Annotated in this window: 20 protein-coding genes; 3 read left to right on the top strand and 17 right to left on the bottom strand. The window is 62.1% G+C overall.

Annotated elements, in window-relative coordinates; genetic code table 11:
* The 11 genes from HY896_03640 to ndhC all read right to left on the bottom strand — a co-directional run.
* Positions 1-392: hypothetical protein (locus HY896_03640; GenBank protein MBI5575438.1), on the bottom strand; the 392-nt coding region annotated here is incomplete at its 3' end.
* Between the two features lie 7 nt (positions 393-399).
* Entirely contained in the window at positions 400-1908 is a 1509-nt protein-coding gene (locus tag HY896_03635) for an NADH-quinone oxidoreductase subunit M (protein ID MBI5575437.1), read from the bottom strand.
* Between the two features lie 37 nt (positions 1909-1945).
* Positions 1946-4096 carry an NADH-quinone oxidoreductase subunit L gene (gene nuoL, locus HY896_03630; protein MBI5575436.1) on the bottom strand — a complete coding sequence of 717 codons (2151 nt, stop codon included), beginning with the start codon at positions 4094-4096 and terminating at the stop codon, positions 1946-1948.
* A gap of 3 nt (positions 4097-4099) precedes the next feature.
* Complete coding sequence (gene nuoK, locus HY896_03625; protein ID MBI5575435.1) at positions 4100-4402, bottom strand: NADH-quinone oxidoreductase subunit NuoK; 303 nt, start codon at positions 4400-4402, stop codon at positions 4100-4102.
* The gene (locus HY896_03620; protein MBI5575434.1) at positions 4402-4935 is read right to left on the bottom strand and encodes an NADH-quinone oxidoreductase subunit J; all 534 of its coding nucleotides are present in this window, start codon (positions 4933-4935) and stop codon (positions 4402-4404) included. Before HY896_03620 ends, nuoK begins: the two co-directional genes overlap by 1 nt.
* Entirely contained in the window at positions 4932-5531 is a 600-nt protein-coding gene (locus HY896_03615; GenBank protein MBI5575433.1) for an NADH-quinone oxidoreductase subunit I, read from the bottom strand. The genes HY896_03620 and HY896_03615 overlap by 4 nt, the downstream gene beginning before the upstream one ends.
* 12 nt (positions 5532-5543) lie before the next feature.
* Complete coding sequence (nuoH, locus tag HY896_03610) at positions 5544-6656, bottom strand: NADH-quinone oxidoreductase subunit NuoH (GenBank protein MBI5575432.1); 1113 nt, start codon at positions 6654-6656, stop codon at positions 5544-5546.
* Between the two features lie 22 nt (positions 6657-6678).
* Positions 6679-7809 carry an NADH-quinone oxidoreductase subunit D gene (locus HY896_03605; protein ID MBI5575431.1) on the bottom strand — a complete coding sequence of 377 codons (1131 nt, stop codon included), beginning with the start codon at positions 7807-7809 and terminating at the stop codon, positions 6679-6681.
* Positions 7806-8276 (bottom strand): NADH-quinone oxidoreductase subunit C, encoded by a 471-nt coding sequence (locus HY896_03600; GenBank protein ID MBI5575430.1) that lies wholly within the window; start codon positions 8274-8276, stop codon positions 7806-7808. The genes HY896_03605 and HY896_03600 overlap by 4 nt, the downstream gene beginning before the upstream one ends.
* A gap of 9 nt (positions 8277-8285) precedes the next feature.
* Positions 8286-8762, bottom strand: coding sequence for an NADH-quinone oxidoreductase subunit B (locus HY896_03595; protein MBI5575429.1), 477 nt, complete (start codon positions 8760-8762; stop codon positions 8286-8288).
* Positions 8763-8806: 44 nt separating this feature from the next.
* The gene (gene ndhC, locus HY896_03590) at positions 8807-9211 is read right to left on the bottom strand and encodes an NADH-quinone oxidoreductase subunit A (protein ID MBI5575428.1); all 405 of its coding nucleotides are present in this window, start codon (positions 9209-9211) and stop codon (positions 8807-8809) included.
* Positions 9212-9426: 215 nt separating this feature from the next.
* Between ndhC and HY896_03585 the strand changes: the two genes are divergently transcribed.
* Entirely contained in the window at positions 9427-10254 is an 828-nt protein-coding gene (locus tag HY896_03585; protein ID MBI5575427.1) for a U32 family peptidase, read from the top strand.
* A 172-nt stretch (positions 10255-10426) separates the two neighbouring features.
* Here the strand turns inward: HY896_03585 and HY896_03580 are convergent, their stop codons facing one another.
* Complete coding sequence (locus HY896_03580; GenBank protein ID MBI5575426.1) at positions 10427-10849, bottom strand: acyl-CoA thioesterase; 423 nt, start codon at positions 10847-10849, stop codon at positions 10427-10429.
* Positions 10850-10997: 148 nt separating this feature from the next.
* Between HY896_03580 and HY896_03575 the strand changes: the two genes are divergently transcribed.
* Both HY896_03575 and HY896_03570 read left to right on the top strand, forming a co-directional pair.
* On the top strand, positions 10998-12185 hold the full coding sequence (locus HY896_03575; GenBank protein ID MBI5575425.1) for an AI-2E family transporter: 1188 nt from the start codon (positions 10998-11000) through the stop codon (positions 12183-12185).
* Between the two features lie 67 nt (positions 12186-12252).
* The gene (locus HY896_03570) at positions 12253-12597 is read left to right on the top strand and encodes a cytochrome c3 family protein (protein ID MBI5575424.1); all 345 of its coding nucleotides are present in this window, start codon (positions 12253-12255) and stop codon (positions 12595-12597) included.
* Between the two features lie 153 nt (positions 12598-12750).
* Here the strand turns inward: HY896_03570 and HY896_03565 are convergent, their stop codons facing one another.
* The 5 genes from HY896_03565 to HY896_03545 form a co-directional block, all read right to left on the bottom strand.
* Complete coding sequence (locus tag HY896_03565; protein MBI5575423.1) at positions 12751-14397, bottom strand: acyl-CoA synthetase; 1647 nt, start codon at positions 14395-14397, stop codon at positions 12751-12753.
* Between the two features lie 72 nt (positions 14398-14469).
* A complete protein-coding gene (locus HY896_03560; GenBank protein ID MBI5575422.1) occupies positions 14470-14844 on the bottom strand; it encodes a hypothetical protein in 375 nt (124 codons plus the stop codon).
* Positions 14845-14997: 153 nt separating this feature from the next.
* On the bottom strand, positions 14998-15189 hold the full coding sequence (locus tag HY896_03555) for a hypothetical protein (GenBank protein MBI5575421.1): 192 nt from the start codon (positions 15187-15189) through the stop codon (positions 14998-15000).
* Positions 15190-15245: 56 nt separating this feature from the next.
* Positions 15246-15641, bottom strand: coding sequence for a hypothetical protein (locus HY896_03550; GenBank protein ID MBI5575420.1), 396 nt, complete (start codon positions 15639-15641; stop codon positions 15246-15248).
* A 21-nt stretch (positions 15642-15662) separates the two neighbouring features.
* Positions 15663-16791: CoA transferase (locus HY896_03545; GenBank protein ID MBI5575419.1), on the bottom strand; the 1129-nt coding region annotated here is incomplete at its 5' end.

The raw sequence follows: 16791 nt of genomic DNA, 5'->3' as shown, positions 1-16791 counted from the left end.
TAGAGCATCACGATGTCGGTGGAAGCGGTGAGCAGGAACATGCCCAGCAGCACGGAAAGCAGGAAAATGTAGTATTCCGCCTGGCTCCTGCCGGAAAGCTCCGCGCTCTCCATCGACATGAAGATGACGATGACGGTAACAAGGGCGGTCAGCACCTTGAAGAAGACCGAAAAGCCGTCCAGCGCAACCATCCCTTCGAACAGGGGCATGCTTTCCGAGGCGGGCTGGATGGCCGACAGGAGCAGCGCCGCCCCTACGCCGGCCAGGGACAGGAGTGCGGGGACAGCCGATTGCTTGTTCTTCCCGGCGACGTGCACGACGACGAGCAACAGGATCGTCGCCGTGACGGCGAATTCCGGAAGGAAATGTACCAGGCTGGCGAAGTTTCCCATGGGCGGCCTACATCACCATCTTCACGACATCGACGAGCTTGACGAGCGAGGCGTTCATGAGGTTGAGCACCGGCATCGGGTATACCCCGAACAAGAGCGACATGATCGCCAGCGGGGTGAGGCAGAAGATCTCGCGCCCGTTGATCTCCTCGAGCTCCGCGTACTTGGGGTTCAGCGGCCCCAGGAAGACCCGCTGGAGAGCCCACAGGTGGAACGCGGCGACTACGATGATCCCCGACGCTGCGACCAGGACGATGTTCCGGAAGACGGGGAACGACCCAAGGAAGACCATCGATTCGGCGACGAACCCGGAAAGGCCCGGGAGCCCCAGGGATGCGAAGAATGCCACGGTGATGAAGAAGGTGTACACCGGAACGACCGCGCCCAGCCCTCCGAAGCCGTCGATGTCGCGATGGTGCGCCCGGTCGTAGACGACGCCGACCAGGAAGAAGAGCATGGACGTGATGATGCCGTGGCTGAACATCTGGAACGATGCCCCGATCATTCCCGCCGGGGTGAGCGCCGCCATCCCCAGGAGGCAGAAGCCCATGTGGCTGACCGAGGAGTAGGCGACCATTTTCTTGAGATCGGATTGTGCCATGGCGCACAGGGCGCCGTAGACGATGTTGATCACTCCCAGGATCGCCATCGGGACGGCGAACCACTGAGTTATGTCGGGGAAGATCGGAAAGGATATCCGCATCAGGCCGTACGTCCCCATCTTCAGGAGGATCCCCGCCAGGATGACGGAGATGGCGGTCGGCGCCTCGACGTGGGCGTCGGGAAGCCAGGTGTGGAACGGGAAGAGGGGGACCTTGATCGCGAAACCGATGAAGAGGCCCACGAACAGGAGGACCCGGACGTCGAAGCCTTTCAGCCAGGCGTTGTGGGTCGACTGCTGCATGTAGTGGAGCATGTTGAATGTGTGCCCGCCCGTCTCCGGGTTCACCGAGTTGAAGTAGAGGGCAAGCATCACGATGAGCATCAGGACCGAGCCGAACAGGGTGTACAGGAAGAACTTTATCGCCGCGTATTCCTTGCGCGGCCCGCCCCAGATCCCGATGAGGAAGTACATCGGGAGGAGCATCACTTCCCAGAAGACGTAGAAAAGGAAGAAGTCCAGCGATGCGAAGACGCCCATCATGCCGGTCTCCAGCAGGAGGAAGAGCGCCATGTATCCCTTTATCTGCTTCTTGATCCCGAAGGAGCCGATGACCGCAAGGAATGAAACGATCGACGTGAGGAGGAGCATCGGCACAGAGACGCCGTCGGCCCCCATGTAATACTCGACGTTGATCGACGGGATCCAGCTGTAATGCTCGACGAACTGGAACTGGCTCGCGGCGTTCACCCCGGCCACCGTGCGGTCGAACCCCGCCCAGAGCTTGTACGCAAGCGGGATCGGGAGGAACGACGCCACGGCGGCGGAGATCTTGACGATCTGGTCGTTCCCCTTGGGGATGCAGAGGATGAGCGCCCCCCCGAGCAGGGGAAGGAACGTCATCAGGCTCAGGATGTGGTTATCGATGAATCCCACGGAAGACCTCCTACGGTCAGAAAGCTTTTACCAGATAAATGATCAGGACTCCGCCCGCCAGGACGAACACGTAATGGTACAGCTTTCCGGTCTGGAACCGGCGGAAGAAGGAACCGCTCTCGATCGTCACGGTCGCCACGCCGTTCACGGCGCCGTCGACCACGGCGTTGTCGAACTTGCCCGTCAGCCACGACAGCCACACGCCGATCTGCGCAACGAGATTGACAAGGCCGTCCACGACGTGAAGGTCGAACCAGCCCAGCCCCCGCGACAGGGCCTTCGTCCACCCGATCGCGGTCTTCTCGTAAAGCTCGTCGAAGTACCACTTGTTCAACAGGAACGTGTGGAGAGGAGCGCACGCGACGGCGACCTTCTCCGGGTTGATCCAGCCGAACCAGTAGACGACGAAGGCGAGGAAGATGCCCGTCCCCGCCACGAGGACGGAGAGGTACATCGCTATGGTGTGCGCCCGGTGCGCGATGTGGGCGTCGTGGTCCGCATCGTGCGACCCGCCTGCATGCCCGGCCGCCGGGACCCCGTCCACCGTCGCCCCGTGCTTCTTCTCATGTGCGACGTCGTGCCGGGCGGTGGCGTGCGGGGACGCTTGCTCATGAGAGCCCGCCGGGGCTGCGTGGGCCGGGGTCGCCGCATGTACGGGGGACGCGTGCAGGGCGGCTGTCACCGCCGACGCCGGCCTGGGAACCATGACTTCGAACCACCCCTTGTCGGAGAAGGGGACCTTGTACCAGAAGCTGAAGGAAAGGGTCGCCAGTATCACCAGCGGTACCCACATGTTCGCGGGCGATTCGTGCGCGTGGTCGTACTTGTGATGATCGCGCGGCTTGCCGAAGAATGTGAGGATAACGAGCCGGGACATGTAAAAGGCGGTCATGCCGGCGACCAGCAACGTGACCACGAACAGCGCCATGTGCTGCGGATTCTTCATGCCGAACTCGAGCGCGCTCCCAAGGATCATGTCCTTGCTGTAGAACCCTGAAAATCCGGGGATGCCTGCGATGGCCATCGTGGCGATGATGAAGGTGGCCGCGGTGATCTTCATCTTCTTCCAGAGGCCGCCCATCTCGAAGATGTCCTGGCTGTGGACCGCGTGGATCACCGAGCCGGAGCCGAGAAAGAGGCAGGCCTTGAAGGCCGCGTGCGTCATGAGGTGTGCGAGCCCCGCGGTGTAGCCGCCGACGCCCAGCCCCAGGATCATGAAGCCGAGCTGGGAGCAGGTCGAATAGGCGAGGACCTTCTTGATGTCCCGCGCCGTTAGGGCGATCGTCGCGGTGATGAACAGGGTTATAAGGCCCACATAGGCGATGAAGAGGAACGCATCCGGAGTGAATATGGGGTAAACCCGCCCGACGAGGTAGACGCCCGCGGCGACCATCGTGGCGGCATGGATCAACGCGGAGACGGGAGTGGGGCCTTCCATCGCGTCGGGGAGCCAGACGTGGAGCGGGAACTGGGCCGACTTCCCGATCGCTCCGCAGAAGATCCCGATCCCCGCGAGGGTCAGAAGCGTCCCTTCGATCTTTCCCTCCCGGATCGCCTGGAATACATCGTCGTACCCAAGCGCCCCGGTGGTGGCGAAGAGGAGCAGAAATCCGATGAGGAACCCGAAGTCCCCCACCCGGTTCACGATGAACGCCTTCTTGCAGGCGTCGGCCGCCGACTTCTTCTCGAACCAGAACCCGATGAGCAGGTAGGAGGAAAGCCCCACGAGCTCCCAGAAGATATAGATGAAAAAGAAGCTGTCCGACAGGACCAGCCCCAGCATCGAGAACGAGAAGATGGAGAGGTAGGCGAAGAAGCGGCTGTACCGCGGGTCGCCGTGCATGTACCCGATGGAGAACAGGTGGACCAGCGTGGAGACCCCGCAGACCACCACCAGCATCACGGCTGTGATGTTGTCGACCAGTATCCCGCCGTTGATGGCGAGCCTGCCTCCCAGGTCGATCCACGGGAACACGATGTGGTACTTGAAGTTCGGGTCGTACGCCCGGAACGCCTCGTAGAAGATCCCGATGGAGATCGCCAGCGCCGCGGCGATCGTGGCCAGCGAGACCCAGTCGCCCTTGCGCGGCAGCCGACGACCGAAAAAGATGTTGATGAAGAACCCGGCCAGCGGCAGGAGCGGTATCAGATATGCGTATCGGATCACGGTCTATCCCTTCATCTGATCGGCCGCGTCCACCTCGACGGTCCCCGTCGTGGCGTACATCCGAAGGAAGATGGCCAGCGCGACGGCGGCCTCGGCCGCGGCGAGCACGATCACGAAGATGGCGAAGATCTGCCCGCCGATGACGCGGGAGACGTAGTGCGAAAACGCGACGAAGTTGATGTTGGCGGCGTTAAGAACCAGCTCTACCCCCATGAGCACCGCGACCGCGTTGCGGCGCGTCAGGATCGTGTACAGGCCGCAGCAAAAGAGGGCGGCGCTAATGACAAGCAGCTTGTCCAGTCCCATTATTTCGGCTCCTCCATGTCCGCCGATACCTTCCCCTTCCCTTCCGGCCGGGAGAGGAGAGCGGCGCCGATAAGAGCCGCAAGCAGCAGCACCGAAGCCGCCTCGAACGGCAGCAGGTAGCGCGTCATGAGAAGCTCGCCGATCTCCGCGGTGGTCGGCTGGTATGCCAGGGCGGGCTTGACCGGGAAGGCCGTCCGGACCGCCGTAAACGACAGGACGCCGAAGAGCGCGAGGCACAAGAGAGCCGCCTGCCACTGGAACCGCGCCGGGTTGGAGATCTTGACGTCGGAGATACGGTTCGAGAGGAAGACGGCGAACATGATCAGGATGAGAATCCCGCCGACGTACACCAGCACCTGGGTGGCTGCGAGGAAGTCCGCCGACAGGTAGACGTACAATCCGGCCACCCCGACGAAGGAAAACAGGAGCGCCACCGCGGCATATACGATGTTGGGAAGAACGGCCACGAGAACCGCCGCCCCCACCGTCAACGCCGCCAGGAAATAGAAGATGATATCCGCCGGTCCCGTCATGCCTTCTTCTCCGGGTTTTCCTTCGGCGCCGGGTTCGCCCCCGCGGGAGCCGGGGCGGACGGGTCCGCTGACCTGGCGGCTTCGGCCGCTTTTGCCGCCTCCGCGGCTTTCGTGGCTTCCGCCGCCTTCGCGGCCGCCTCGGCCACCTGCTTCGCGACGCGCGCCTTGATTTCCGCGGCATCCTCCTTGACGAAGTGGAGGATCAGCTCTCCGCGGTCGAACGACGCCTTCTCGTATCCGCTGGTATGAGTGAGCGATTTCGGGGGACAGACTTCGACGCACAGGCCGCAGTACATGCACCGCCCGATGTTGATGTCATAGGAGACGAGGACCATCTTCTTGTCCGCACCCCGGACCGATTCGAGGACTATGCAGTCCACGGGGCAGACCTTCGCGCACATCTGGCAGGACGTGCAGCGCGCGATGTCGTTGTGGAGGAAGCCGCGGAACCGCTCCGCCGGCTCCCTGCGCACTTCCGGATACTGCTGGGTTATTTCCTCTTTGGCGTCGACGCCGTAGCGGGCCGTGATCCGCATCCCCTTCGCGGTGGTTACCACGGCTTCGACGATGTCGTTGATGTATTCCCTCAAGCCCATTCCGTCCCCGTTCTAAAAGATCGATGCGATCAGGTGGGGAATTCCCTTGCCCTTGAAGACCAGCAGCCACAGGGAGACTCCCAGCAGGTTCACGAAAGTGAGAGGAACCAGGTACTTCCATGCCATCCGCATGAGCTGGTCCACGCGCAGGCGCGGCAGCGTCCAGCGGACCCACATCATCACCAGCACGAGCGCGAACGCCTTGAACAGGAAGGCGCCCAGGGACAGGAGGTTACCCCAGGCACCCGTGATCGTCTCGGCCCGGAAGAACGGCACGTGCCATCCTCCCAGGAAGCATGCGGCGGCCAGCGCCGCCACCACGAACATGTCGCCGAACTCGGCCAGGAAGAAAAAAGCGTACCGGATTCCCGAATACTCGACGTTGTACCCGGAAACCAGCTCCGACTCGGCCTCCGGGAGATCGAACGGCGTCTGGTTCGTTTCCGCCTGCGCGGCGGTGAAGTACAGGAAGAAAGAGAAGAAGGTGAACGGATTGTGGAACAGGTTCCACCCGAAGATTCCCGCCAGCCCGCCCTGCGACCGGACGATGTCCTGCAGGGACAGGGAGCCGGCGATCAGGACCGCGGGCAGAAGGGCCATCCCCACCGGGATCTCGTAGGAAACGATCTGGGCCGCCGCCCTCATACCGCCCAGAAGCGCCCACTTGTTGTTGGAGGCCCACCCTGCCATGAGTATCCCGATTACCACCAGCGAGGTGACCGCCATGACGTAGTAGATGCCGATGTTCAGGTCGGAGGCGATGAGCCCGACCCCGAACGGTAGAACCACGAACGCCGCGAAGGAACCGACGAAGACCAGGTACGGCGCGAGGACGAACAGGAACCGGTCCGCCTTGGCCGGGATTATGTCTTCCTTGAGGATCAACTTGGCGCCGTCGGCCAGGAACTGGAGTATCCCGTACGGCCCGACCCGGTTGGGGCCGATGCGCACCTGGATGTCGCCCGCGACCTTCCGCAGGACGTACGACCCGACCCCGCCGAAGGTCAGGGCGAAAACGAGCAGGATCACCGCGACTACCACCATGACCAGGAGCGTCATCACCCAAAGAGGCACGCCGGCGAGGGCGGGAACGGTGTTCATCAGGTTGCGGGCCAGGTCTTCCATCGCTATCCCAGGTTTTCCATCGCTATCTATCTATCTCCGGAAGGATGATGTCGAAGCTGCCGATCACGGCCACGATGTCCGCGATCATGAGCCCCCTCGTCACCTTCTCGAAGATGTTCATCGTGACGAAGGAGCCTGTGCGGATCTTCAGGCGAGTGGGATTCGTCGTTCCGTCGGAGACGAGGTAGAATCCGGTCTCCCCCCTGGGGCATTCGGACCGGAAGTAGGTCTCGCCGGCGGCGGGTTTAAAGAGCCGGGGCACCTTTGCCATCACCGGACCCTCGGGAATCTGCGCGACGGCCTGTCGCAGGATCCGCACGCTCTGGCGCATTTCGTTGATCCGCACCATGTACCTGTCGAAGCAATCTCCCAGCGTTCCCCGCTCGCCGGTCCCGACGCAGACGTCGAACTCCAGCTTCGGATAGACCGAGTACGGCTCGTCTCGTCGCAGGTCGAACTTGACGCCGGAGCCGCGCAGGTTCGGACCCGTCAGCCCGTATGCCACCGCGTCTTCCGCGGAGATGACCGCCACGTTCGCCAGCCGGTGGACGAAAATTTTATTGTAGGAAATAAGGTTGTTGTATTCGTCGATCTTCGGCTCGAAGTAGTCGAGGAATTCCTTCGTCTTGTCGAGAAAGCCCGCGGGAAGATCCCCGGAGACGCCGCCGATACGCGCGTAATTGTAAGTGAGCCGGTTGCCGCAGACCATCTCGAACAGGTCGTTTACCACTTCCCGCTCCCGGATCGAATAGAGGAAGGGTGTGAACGCTCCCATGTCCGCCGTGAACGACCCGAAAGAGATGAGGTGGGAGGAGATCCGGTTGAGCTCGCTGACGATCACCCGGATGTACTCGGCACGCTCCGGAACTTCTATGTTGGCAAGCTTTTCGACCGCCCACGCGTAGGCGCAGTTGCAGTTCATCGCCGCGAGGTAATCGAGCCTGTCGGTAAACGGCATGAACTGGGCGTAGGTAACCCGCTCTCCGATCTTCTCCAGCCCCCGGTGCAGGTATCCGACGTCGGGACGGGCGTTTACCACCACCTCGCCGTCGGTGCGCAGGAGCACCCGCAACACCCCGTGGGTGCTCGGGTGCTGCGGCCCCATGTTTATGAGCATCTCCTGCGTGTGGAGCGCTTCGGCCTGCCTGGTCATACCTTGATCCCGTGGTAGAACTCCGGATATTTGTAATCCTTGCGGAGCGGATGCCCTTCCCAGTCCTCCGGCAGAAGGATCCTGCTCAGGTCCTTCGAGCCGTTGAATACGATCCCGTACAGGTCGAACGTCTCCCGCTCCATGAAATTGGCCGCGGGCCAGACGGAGTCCACGCTCGGAAGCGCCGGGTTTTCCTTGGGCAGGAAGGCCTTCAGCCCGATCTTGTGCCGGTGGGCCATCGAGTGGATGTGATAGGCCACCGCGAACCTGTCCTTGCAGTCGAGCCCGGAGAGGCACATAAGGGAGTCGAACTTCATCGCCGGGTCGTCCCTGAGGAACCGTGCGATCTCCGCTACGGATGCGGGCGCGACCACAACAAACGCCGGCTTGGATCCGGCGTCCTGAAGCTCCACCACCGCTTCCCCGAACTTTCCCTTCAACGATTCGAAGACCGCCGTTGGTTCCAACGTTGCCCCTTACGCCTTATTAGCCGCGAAATTCCGCTTCTTCTCGATGATCTTCTGGAGCTGGATGATGCCGTCGATCAGCGCTTCCGGGCGGGGAGGGCAGCCGGGGACGTAGACGTCCACGGGGACCAGCAGGTCCACACCCTTCACCACGCAGTAGGAATCCTTGAAGAACGGGCCGCCCGTGTTGGCGCAGGATCCCATGGAGATGACGAACTTGGGCTCCGGCATCTGCTCGTACAGCCTTTTCAACCGCTCCGCCATCTTGTGGGTGACCGTGCCCGCGACGATCAGCAGGTCGGACTGCCGCGGAGAAGCGCGGAAAACCGCACCGAAACGGTCCAGGTCATATCGGGATGCGCCGGTCTGCATAAGCTCGATGCCGCAGCAGGCCGTCGCGAAAAGGAGGTACCAAAGTGAGGACTTGCGCGCCCAGTTGACGAACATGTCGGCGTTGCCGACCATGACGTGCGCTTCGGGTCCCATGGGGACCGTCGGAGCGTGGGCGGCAGCGTGCGCCGGGTCCTTGGTCATTTTCCCTCCTTCGGCGCCGGGGCGTCCTGCATCGTGCGCACCCAGTCGAGATCACCCTCTTTCCAGAGGTAGGCAAGGCCCGCAAGGAGGATGACTATGAAGACGAACGCCTCGACGAACGCTACCATCCCGAGCCGCTGGAAGATGACCGCCCAGGGGTAGAGGAGCGCGACTTCCACGTCGAAGATTATGAAGATCAGGGCGACGACGTAGAAACGTATGTTGAACTGCACCCACGAGGAGCCGAACGGCACCTCCCCGCACTCGTAGGTGGACAGCTTGACCGCCGTCGGGTCCCGCGGCTGCACGAGGCGCGAAACGAGGAGCATCAGCGCCACCGTGACCGCTCCCAGCACCATGAACACAAGGACCGTTGCGAAGTCCGTCAGCATGCCGTTCATCCCGTCCTGTCTCTTTCCCGGTTAACAGAGGACCCCCGCCGGTTCGGTCAGGGGCAGGAGGATCTCCTTATTTCGGGGAATGCCAACTGTATACAATCGACACTATACGATACTCGGGAATCTTCCCAAGTCAACCAAAAAATAACCTGCGCCCTCGAACGCCTGCGGAAGGCGGCCTGCCGGTTCCGCCCGCCCGTCCGTATATAATAACACTCATGAACGTACAACCCCCCAGCGGGACTCCCGTTTTGCTCGCCCCTGCCGGCGGCATGGAAGCGTTGCGGGCGGTACTGGCCGCGGGCGCGGACGCCGTCTACGTGGGCGCGCGGGGCTGGAGCCGGGGAGGGCCGCGCGTGGGACTATCGCACGAGGACATTTCCCTTGCGGCCCGGGAATGCTCACGCGCGGGAGCCGATCTCCACGTCGCCTTCAACACCGTCCCCGCCGCCGCGGAGGTTCCCGCTTATCTTTCCGCCCTGCGGCGGATACGCGACTGCGGAATAGTCAACGTAATTCTCTCCGACACGGGGGCGATCCCGCTCGTCCACAGTGAGTTTCCCGAGCTATCTATCTGCGCGTCGGTCGGAGTTTCCGCCCTGAACGCCGCCGACGCTGTCTTCTACCGGGACCTGGGAGCGAAGGCGATAGTGCTTCCGACGGCGGTGTCGTGCGGCGAGGTCCAGGCGATAAAGACGGCCGGCGGGCTCAGGATAGAAGCCTTCATCCGCTGCAGGGCCGAGTTCATCCTCCAGGGGAAGTGCGGGCTTTCCGGGTATGCCCGCGAGGCCGATGAAATCGAGGGCCGTCCGGATCTCGCGGCGGCCGGGCCTTCTTCTTCCGCAAAGAGGGGGGGGCGGTGCTTTCTCGTCTGTGCCGCGCTCCCCGTCGAACGGACACCCCATACCATAGAGGAGGAGCTCGCCGACTGGATCCGCGCCGGGGTGGACGCCTTCAAGATCGAGGGCCGGGACCTCCCGCCCGCGAAGCTCGCCGCCCTCGTCACGCGCCTCCGCGCGAAGCTCGACGCCGCCCTCGCCGGCTGAGCGCAAAACAAGACAAAAACAGGTCAAAAACAGGGACAGGTCAAAAACAGGGACAGGTCAAAATCAGGGACGTTCTTAAAAACTCGATCGAAAACTTCCCTTGCGAGTTTTTAAGAACGTCCCTGTTTTTGACCTGTCCCTGTTTTTGACCTGTTTTTGTCTTGTTTTGCGCTCAGCCGGCGAGGGCCTTGCGGAGGTCCTTCGGGATCGGGATCGGCTTCCAGGCGGCGTCGATCGACCGGCAGGAGATCTTACCCTCGGCGGCGAGCACGTCCTTCCCGTCGACAGTGCGGAAGAGGGTGAAACCGAAGGTGGCCCCCTTTTCGTCCATCCGGGCGAGCCGGGTCCGCAGGATCAGCGCGTCGTCGAAACGCACGGGGGCCCGGTACCGGCATTGCGTCGCGACAATCGGGAACCCGAAACCTTTTTTGCGGTTCCGGTATACCGCGTCGGGGGAAAGCCCCCGCGTGCGCAGGAACTCGTCCAGCCCGCGCTTGAAATAATCGAGTATGGCGGCGAAGTATGCAACGCCATACGGATCGGTCTCTCCGAAACGCACGCGGATGTCGATGGAATGGGAGGCGGATGGCGGCATCGGGTCCTCCGTTGGATGTGTAAAGGATTACCTTCCCGGGCGCGAAAGTCAATCAGGCCGTTAGGGGCACCACTCGGTGGGGTTATTCGGCGTAGTAACGGAAATACGAGCCAAGCCAAGCCGCTGGAAATACGGTAAAGTATTTTTTGTGCTTTCCCCCGACCCACAGAAGGAGGTTACCCCTTCCGCCGCTCCGCCGGAAGGAACCGGCCCGCCCGGCGGCCCCAACCCGCCGGGGGTCGTCCCCGGCCACTTCATCAGGCGGAGGTCCGACCGCGCGATCCTGGGAAGCCTCGTGGTTCTGGCCATCCTGGGCCTCCTTACGCTGTGCTACTTCGCCTCGTCGGTCTTCATCACCATCATTTCTTCCATCCTGATCGCCCTTGCACTGGAGCCGCTTGTCATTCTCCTTTGCAAGCGCGCAAGGCTGCGCAGGCCATACTCGAGCGCGATTGTCGTCTTTCTGGCCATCGCGGTCCTTTACGGAATCCTGTACGTCACGTACGGCAGCGCCCAGCAGCTCTTTTCCGACCTGCCCACGCTGATCGAGCAGATCCGGAATGCGCCGCTCGTGCAGCGGATCACGAGCGAGCTCTACCGGCTGACGGAGACGCTCCAGGAAGCGGGGAGGACCATCGGACCGCCCGTCCCTCCGTCACCCGTGAAAGGGACCCAGATCATTGTGCGCGACACGGCGTCCTGGTCCGAACCCTTCCTCCGCGGGCTCGGGTCCCTGACATCGATCCTCTTTTCCTTGAGCTTCATACCATTCCTTGTCTATTTCCTCCTGGCCGAGAAGGAGCACCTCATCCGTCGCACCCTCGCCCTATTCCCCCGGGAGCACAGGGAAACGGCGTCCACAACCATAGGCGGCATCGAGAAGATGCTCCAGAAGTTCCTCACCGGCAACGCCGTCGTGGCCGGTATCCTGAGCATCGCCACGGCTTTCGTCTTCCTCCTGATCGGTCTGCCCTACTGGATCGTCCTCGGGTGCTTGAGCGGCATCGTAAGCACCATCCCGTATCTCGGGCTCGTACTTGGCCTCCTTCCTCCTCTTATCGTGGGCCTGATCACCTTCGATTCGGGGGCGCCCATCGCCGTCATCGCGGCAAGCGTCACGGGATTTCATGTGGTGGCCGCCAACCTCCTGATCCCGAAGCTCGTCGGCAAGGGTGTTCAGCTGAATCCAGTCGCCTCCACGGTGAGCATAATGTTCTTCGGGTGGATGTGGGGAGGGATGGGGCTGATCCTGGGGATTCCCATCGTGGCGGTTCTGAAGACCGTCCTCGAAAACATGCAGCCCACGATAAAACTGGGTCAGTGGCTGGGAGAATAAATTAGGTTGCACATCCCTGAATCCGAATATATGATGCGGGCAAAAATCCCGGGAGGGGGTAACAACGATGAGAAAGCTTGCAGCACTGATCGCGGTGACGGTCGCAGTGGTCTTCTGCCTCGGCGTGGCGGTAGCGGCGCCCCCCGACAAGATCAGCATCAAGGCGATCCAGAAGACCAAGAGCGCCGTCGCCTACGACCACAAGGCCCATGCGGCCAAGGTCAAGGAATGCAAGACTTGCCATCACAAGGACGCCGCCGGCAAGGAGCAGGGCTGCGGCAAGTGCCACACCGCCAAGGCGGAAGGGAAGAAAGTCGACCTGAAGGAAGCCTTCCACAAGCAGTGCAAGGATTGCCACAAGAAGGAGAAGAAAGGCCCGCAGAAGTGCGACGAGTGCCACCCGAAGAAGTAACTGCCTGAGCGGGTCCTAAAGCCAGGACCGTCCATAAAAAAATCCCCGGCGGCCGATCAGGCCGCCGGGGATTTTCATTTTCCGCCAAGTGAACGCCACCCCCGGGTTCTCTGGAACGTCCCGGTTCCCGGGTCGGGCTGAGCCTGGCGATGGTTACGCCTTGGGCTTCTCCAGCTCCCTCTGGCGCAGGACGCGGCGAAGGAGCTTGCCCACCGCCGTGCGCGGCATCGCGTCGATGAACTCGATCTCGCGCGGCAGCTTGTAGACGGCGATCTTCCCCTTGCAATGCTCGACAAGCTGTTTCTTCAGCTCTTCCGTAGGGGCTGTCCCCGCCTTCAGGACCACGAATGCCTTCGTGCGCTGACCGATGACAGGATCGGGCACGCCGACGACGCCCGCGTCCGCAACGGAATCGTGGGTGACAAGCGCCTCTTCGATCTCTTCGGGTCCGATCCGGTAGCCGGAGGACTTGATGAGGTCGTCCTCGCGGGAGAGGAACTGGACGTTGCCCAGCTCATCCATCGTGACGACGTCGCCGGCCAGGCACCAGCCGTCGCGCACCGCCGCCTTCTGCTTGTCGTTATCCTTCCAGTACATCGTCCCCGTGGGTCCCCGGACGATCATCTTTCCGACCTCGCCCGGCTTGACCTGCTCGAAGTTCTCGTTGATTACGCGCACGTCGTAGCCCGGGCAGGCGGAGCCGATGAAGCCCGGCTTTACCTTCTTGGTCACCGCGGCGGAGATGAAGACGAACATCATCTCGGTGGTGCCCAGCCCTTCGTATATCTCCAGCCCGAACTTCTCCTTCCAGTCGAGGTATGTCTTGGCCGTCAGCGCCTCGCCGCCGCCGGTGCAGAACCGCATGGAGGAGTAGTCATAGTCCTTCGGGTTGATGTCGGCCAGCATCTTCCGGTAAGCGGTGGGAAGCGCCGACATGATCGTGACCTTGTGGTTCTGGATGTTCTTGAACATCGATATCGGGTCGAACTTTGCGATGAGCGACACGGCCGCGCCGTAGCGGAACGGGATGACCGCCACGGTGGAGTAACCTGCGGCCATCGCGAGCGGCGCGGGGCCCCCGATCACGTCCTTGTCGGAGACCTCCCAGCAGTACTTGCCGAACCCGTCGGCGACGATCAGCGACTCTTCCATGAAATGCGCCGTCCCCTTGGGAAGGCCTGTCGTCCCGGAGGTGAAGAGAAGCACGGAGACGTCCATCCGGTCCCGTTTCACCGCCTCGCACTGGTCCGGGTTCTTCATGAGGTCGGCGTACGGTACGTACCCTTTCGCGCGGATCTCGTCCTCGGAGCCCGGAGGGGCTACGACGACGATGTGCTTCACCGACTTCAAGTCCGCCTTCGCCGCCTCCACTTCACCCAGCATCGCCTGGGCGACGATAAGGACCTTCGCCTCGGCAAGGTTCGCCACGTGGGCGATCTCCGAGCGGGCGAACAGAACGGACGTAGGCAGGGAGACGCCGCCGATCTTGATGATGGCGAAGTTGCAGACGATGATCGGCACGATGTTCGGCATCCGCATCATCACACGGTCGCCTTCCTCGACGCCCAGTTTCTTCAGGCCGTTGGCGACCCGGTTGACGCTCGCCTGGAGCTGCTTGTAGGTGATCCGCTGCTCGTCGAAATATACGGCGACCTTGTCGCCGTATTTGGCGGCGGTCTGGTCGAGCAGCACTTCGGTGGAATTGAACTTCTGAGGGATGTTCTTGAACTCGTCGAGATTGTAGATCCGCTTGGGCCGCAACTCCTCGGGCGGCAGGTATTCAGCCGGTATCTTCGCCATCGAAACCTCCTCTGAAAGTGTGGAAAGGCGGTCGGGCGAAGCGCCGCGCCGCCCCTTCCCCTGGTGGTAGGATCAGGCCTTCGCGAGCAGATTCTGGAGCACTTCCTCGCAGCCCAGCGTGCGCTGCAGTTCCTTGTCGGAGCGGGGGAACGCTTCCACCGGGTAGCGGTCGGCATCCTTCTCGAACAAAAGGAGGGCCGGCACGGACTTCCCGAAATCTTCCTGCAGGGCGCCCTTCGCGCCGAACACCGCGCGGACCTGCGCCTTCGGGCCGGTTACCGCCGAGTTGTACGTCATGAAGCCGACCTGCTGACCCTTCAGATCGACCGCCTTCGCGTTGACGCCCTTCGCAGCGAGCTGGTTGATCAGATCTACCGCCTTGGCGGCATCGCAGGCGAAGTTGGCTCCCGGAGTAACAGTGCTGTCGTAGTAGAATTCCACCTTCATCGTCCCAAGCCCTCCTTGCATAAAATGTTGTTTGGAGAAAATCCTTTGATAAAAAGGCAAAATCCACGGCCGCACCCGGGGTTCCCAAGGCGGCCGTGGACTTGCAGCGGCGTTACTCTACCAGACCGGCCGAAGCCGGTTCAAGAGGTTTGTTTACTTCAGTATGGCCGGACCCGCCCCCTCGTAATACCCGCACTCTCCCTCGATCCCGTCGTCCTTCGGGATGTTGATCGCGTACGGCCACTCGAGCTTATGGCATTGCCCCATGTAGGCCCTGCCAATATTGGGGTCCGTCGCCTTGACGAAGTTGCTGCACGCCTGGCAATTCGGAACGATTTTCGCCACGGTATCTCCTCCTGTTTCTCTTGGTCAGTGCAACGTCTTCAATTGCGCGCCTTGCCCTACACTCCCGTGTAGAACATCTTCGGCACGCTCCCGATCAGGTCTTCGGCCTTCAGCGGTGCGCCGGAGACGGCCTTGCCGCGCTTGCTCTTGGTGATCGGGATCGGTTTCCCCTGGAAATCCTCCCGCGCCTGCGGGGCCGCGGCCACCTTGCCCGGGGTGGTGATGGGTTTCCAGTCCTTCGTCTGCGCGAAGCCGGGGAGCTTGTCGTGCGGTCCCTTGGCTTCGACCGGCGCGCCCGTGCGGCAGCCGTTGACCAGCTTGTACGCGAATACCGCGTCGCAGCCGGCGCACTTGAACTTCCCGTCGAAATTCCAGAACGTGAACGGATCGAGATAATTGATCACGGTGCATTTCGGGCACTCGACGATCAATGAAGTTTCTTTGAAGCTCATCGTTTCCCCCTTTTCGTGACGTTAGATAATCTCCTTGGCCTCCAGCTCGGCAATGTGGGAGCCGCTGTAACCGCAGAGCTTGGACAGGATGTATTCGTTGTCCGCGCCTACCGGCTTGAACACCCACCGGACCCTTGCCGGGGTCTCGGAGAGCTGGTACGCCGGTCCCTGCGTCTGCACGTCGCCGAACGTCGGGTCGTCTATCCATTGGATGGTTCCGCGGAGGTGGAAGTGCTCCTGCTCGGAAACTTCCTTGGAGTTCCACACCGGCTGGGCGACGATCCCGGCATCCGTGAAAGCCTTCCATACCTGTTCCTTCGTCTTGTCCGCCGCGAACTTCTCGATCTCGGGATAGATCGCAACCTGCGCGTCGGCAGCCACCCGGTCCGCATGGGTCGGGTACTTCTTGGCGAGGTCGTCCCTGTTGATGACCTTGCAGAGCTTCTTGAAATCCTCGTCCTTGTAGGCCGAGACCATGCAGAAGCCCACTTCCTGCTCCTGCGGGTTCTTCGAGTTCGGGTATGACGACTTCCCGCACTTTAAGATACCGTGGACGCTAAGAAGAGGTTCCCAGTTCCCCCAACGCTGGCCGACGACGCCGGTCTTGCCGTAGAGGGCGATGAAATCAGTCAGGTGCCGCTGTGCGCCGTGCACCTGGGAGTATTCCAGGAAGTTACCCTTGCCCGATACGTTGTCTCTCCAGTAGAGGCTGGCGATGATGTTGAACGCGGAGATCGCGCCGCCCCAGTAGTCCATGATCCAGATCGTCTGCTTCGAGGGTAGCCCGCCGTATTCCTTCGACCACCCCGTGATCGAGAAGCAGCCGCCCTGGGCCTGGCCCAGGATGTCGTAGGAGGCGCGGTTACGTCCCGGCCCCCAGCCGCCGAACCCGCCCATCCACTGGTAAATGGTGCGGGGGTTGACCTTGAGGTGCTGCCTTGCGCCGATCCCCCACCGGTCGAACGTGCCCGCCCGGTAGTTTTCCGCGAAGACGTCGGTCTTCGCCGCAAGCCGCTTCATGATCTGGATCGCTTCCGGCTTGTGGAAGTCGAGCGAAAGGAAGTACTCGTTCGGGTTCGCGCCGAAGAAGCCCAGCCCCGTCCCCTTGTCCGGCATCCACCGGGAGAGGGGATAGAGGAACGGCTCGTTG

Source organism: Deltaproteobacteria bacterium (assembly GCA_016218975.1).
In the GTDB taxonomy this organism is placed as follows: Bacteria; Desulfobacterota; Deferrimicrobia; order Deferrimicrobiales; family Deferrimicrobiaceae; genus JAENIX01.
Note: the sequence above shows the minus strand (reverse complement) of the source record. Positions and strands in the feature narration are given on the sequence as shown.

Bases quoted from the DNA above. Each gene is read 5' to 3' on its own strand.
- nuoK (MBI5575435.1), bottom strand. From the start codon at position 4,402: ATGGGACTGGACAAGCTGCTTGTCATTAGCGCCGCCCTCTTTTGCTGC.
- HY896_03620 (MBI5575434.1), bottom strand. From the start codon at position 4,935: ATGACGGGACCGGCGGATATCATCTTCTATTTCCTGGCGGCGTTGACG.
- HY896_03615 (MBI5575433.1), bottom strand. From the start codon at position 5,531: ATGGGCTTGAGGGAATACATCAACGACATCGTCGAAGCCGTGGTAACC.
- nuoH (MBI5575432.1), bottom strand. From the start codon at position 6,656: ATGGAAGACCTGGCCCGCAACCTGATGAACACCGTTCCCGCCCTCGCC.
- HY896_03605 (MBI5575431.1), bottom strand. From the start codon at position 7,809: ATGACCAGGCAGGCCGAAGCGCTCCACACGCAGGAGATGCTCATAAAC.
- HY896_03595 (MBI5575429.1), bottom strand. From the start codon at position 8,762: ATGGGACCCGAAGCGCACGTCATGGTCGGCAACGCCGACATGTTCGTC.
- ndhC (MBI5575428.1), bottom strand. From the start codon at position 9,211: ATGAACGGCATGCTGACGGACTTCGCAACGGTCCTTGTGTTCATGGTG.
- HY896_03585 (MBI5575427.1), top strand. From the start codon at position 9,427: ATGAACGTACAACCCCCCAGCGGGACTCCCGTTTTGCTCGCCCCTGCC.
- HY896_03580 (MBI5575426.1), bottom strand. From the start codon at position 10,849: ATGCCGCCATCCGCCTCCCATTCCATCGACATCCGCGTGCGTTTCGGA.
- HY896_03570 (MBI5575424.1), top strand. From the start codon at position 12,253: ATGAGAAAGCTTGCAGCACTGATCGCGGTGACGGTCGCAGTGGTCTTC.
- HY896_03565 (MBI5575423.1), bottom strand. From the start codon at position 14,397: ATGGCGAAGATACCGGCTGAATACCTGCCGCCCGAGGAGTTGCGGCCC.
- HY896_03560 (MBI5575422.1), bottom strand. From the start codon at position 14,844: ATGAAGGTGGAATTCTACTACGACAGCACTGTTACTCCGGGAGCCAAC.
- HY896_03550 (MBI5575420.1), bottom strand. From the start codon at position 15,641: ATGAGCTTCAAAGAAACTTCATTGATCGTCGAGTGCCCGAAATGCACC.